This is a genomic window from Desulfofustis glycolicus DSM 9705, assembly GCF_900130015.1.
GTDB lineage: Bacteria > Desulfobacterota > Desulfobulbia > Desulfobulbales > Desulfocapsaceae > Desulfofustis > Desulfofustis glycolicus.
Window position 1 is genome coordinate 1 of record NZ_FQXS01000076.1, and the last position, 2,502, is coordinate 2,502.

The following is a 2,502-nucleotide window of genomic DNA, read 5'->3' on the forward strand; positions in this document are numbered from 1 at the left end:
ATAGGCAATATTTTCAATTTTTCGTTTTTCCGAAGAAATAGATTGCTCTTCGGAGGAGTTTTCAAGCTGTCAAATTTGATTTTTCAAGGATCCCTGTAGGGGCAAGAGATAAAGGCATTCACAAAATATCTCGTATGATCTAGACCTTTATACCCGCAATCAGCACTAGGGACTGTTGCTGGGAAACGGTCATTATGATGAACAACTAGTGGGTGCCAGGAGGGATAAGCACTAACAACGGGGCCATACTTATCTATAATTTCGATTAGCTTAAGTTCGCTTCTCATTCTTTCGCTTGCTTCAATGTTTTTTGAAATCAGATAGTTTCTGACTTCCTTAAATCCATTGTTCGCGGACTCATCTGCTCTGAATGCCATAGGTATCCTCCCATTTTTTAAACACGATAAATTGCTTATGCGCACAATACCGCAATATCGTGCGCAGTCAAGCAATATTGTGCTCATAGTAAGCGTTATGTGCTTTTTGGGATTAGAACCCCTGGCGTGACGCTTTAGGTTGTGTACGGTATTTTTGACGGTATCTTGAAAATTTACAAAAAACTAATTCTGTATTATCAATTAGTAATGATATTTATTAAAGAGTCTGCTCCTCCGCCAGTTATAAAAGCAAAAAGTCTAACCATTATAAGTGTTTAGCCTTTTTGCTTTTAAGCGAGTATGCAGACAGTAAATAGACAGTAGATCGCTTGGAGGTTAAGTGTAGAACAGCATGTGAAGAATAATGAGACCGCGAGAGTCGAACCCTTGACAATGCAGTAAAATGAACATGGCCCACAGGCGCGTGGAGCTCAATTGGGACGATTTGTCAGCGTCGTGCCAGCCGGGGAGGCCGAAGCTGATCAACGACAATTATTTTTCCCGTCCAGCGACAATTAAAATTCCCGCCTCATCCTCTTGATTTGCCGTGTTTTCCCGATCAATTATCTTTTCTTTCGCTTTTGTCAGTCGATAGCTGTCCAGATTCAACTCTATGATGACACTGTGATGCACCAGAAGATCTATTGCTGCTGCCGTTGTCATCGGATCCTTGAAGATTTTTTCCCACTGTGAGAACGGCAGATTGCTGGTGAGCATCAGCGATGCTCGTTCGTACTGATCGGCAAGCAGTGCAAAGAGTACTTCCATCTCCTCCCTGCTCTGTTGAACGTAGCCGATATCGTCGATCAGCAGGGCATCATAGCGAGCCAATTTTTTAAGCATCTTATGCAATTCGAGATCTCGTTTTGCCACGAGCAGCTGCTGTACCAGAAGGTTGCACGGTGTAAAAAGAATACGCTTGCCTTGATGGACAAGTTCCTGGGCAACAGCGCACAGCAGATGCGTTTTGCCGCTGCCGGGGTTACCAAAAGCCAGGACGTTTTCACAGCGCTTAAGAAATGTTCCCTCGAGAAGCACCCGTACGTGGGCTCGTACTTTCGTCGGCAACCGTGACTGGTCGAAGGACTCCAGACTCTTCTCAAGCTGCAGCTTTGATTCCCGGAGATATCTGGCAATACGCTTGTGCCGCCGCTCTTCGCATTCACGGGTCACCAGTTCGGTGAGATAGCTTTCGTAACTCAACGATTCCCGGCGGGCCAGGTCAGCCTCATCCCGGTAACAAGCCCTTATGGTCGTGAGATAGAGCTGCTTCAAGGAGTCCTCGAGGTACGTATCGGTGTGGTTGGCAGGCGCTGTTGTCATAGCGCCACCTCCTGAACAGCCCGGAGCAGAAGATCGTATCCCTGCCGGTTCACGGGAGCGATTTCCACCTGGGTAGCCGGCATTACCGGCAGACAGGACTGAAGCTGCGCCGTGACGTTTTCAACGCTGATCGTTTCATCCCAAGCGAACAACACCCGCAAGGCATCGTCTACGGCGGTCTCGTTTTCCCTGGCGGCAAGCTGCAGGATTTTCACATACTCCTTCCCCGCCTTGCTCAGCGTATGGCGCTCACACAACGCGTCGTACGCCATACGGAAACGACTTGTCGGGAACAGATCGCTCCGATAGCGATAGTTGGCGAAGGCGCCGGGCTTGCGAATCAGCCAGTCGATCATATGGCGGTACTGAATGTGATGCGTATCGGATCCCCGCAGACGTGGAATCGTCTCCATATGTCTCTGGCCATACCATACCTCCAGCTTTTCGGCAGAGAGCCGTACGCAGATCGTTTCCCCCACGAGGCGGCTGGGCACGGAATACACTTTGTGTTTGACTCGAATAGTGCTGCTTGGGCCAACCTTTACATATAGTTTGGTGCATGAATCCAAAGGCTTCGGCGGTAACGGCTGTAAGAATTTCCGTTCCTCCTGGTATCGTGACGTTCTGCCGCTATTGAGTTGAGCAAACAGCTTCTGTAGATACTCTGCGTAGGCTGCCCGTGAGGCAAAATTGCGATTCCCGCGTAAGTGTCAATCAGCATTCAATATTGACCCCTTTCAGCGTCCAAAAAAGCCCCCCCTTTTGATAAAAAAAGTCACGTTCTCTTCTTGAGCCGGAAGGA

General features: G+C 48.4%; 2 protein-coding genes. Both read right to left on the bottom strand.

Features of this window, described 5'->3' with window-relative positions; all coding sequences use genetic code 11:
- Positions 1 to 869: 869 nt before the first annotated feature.
- Positions 870 to 1,700 carry an IS21-like element helper ATPase IstB gene (gene istB, locus BUC26_RS22355; protein ID WP_073379624.1) on the bottom strand — a complete coding sequence of 277 codons (831 nt, stop codon included), beginning with the start codon at positions 1,698 to 1,700 and terminating at the stop codon, positions 870 to 872.
- Positions 1,697 to 2,350, bottom strand: coding sequence for a Mu transposase domain-containing protein (locus tag BUC26_RS24615; protein WP_425267094.1), 654 nt, complete (start codon positions 2,348 to 2,350; stop codon positions 1,697 to 1,699). Before BUC26_RS24615 ends, istB begins: the two co-directional genes overlap by 4 nt.
- Between the last annotated feature and the right edge of the window lie 152 nt (positions 2,351 to 2,502).

What these genes read in the sequence shown, in the direction of transcription:
- istB (WP_073379624.1), bottom strand. Translation starts at nt 1,700, where the DNA reads ATGACAACAGCGCCTGCCAACCACACCGATACGTACCTCGAGGACTCC.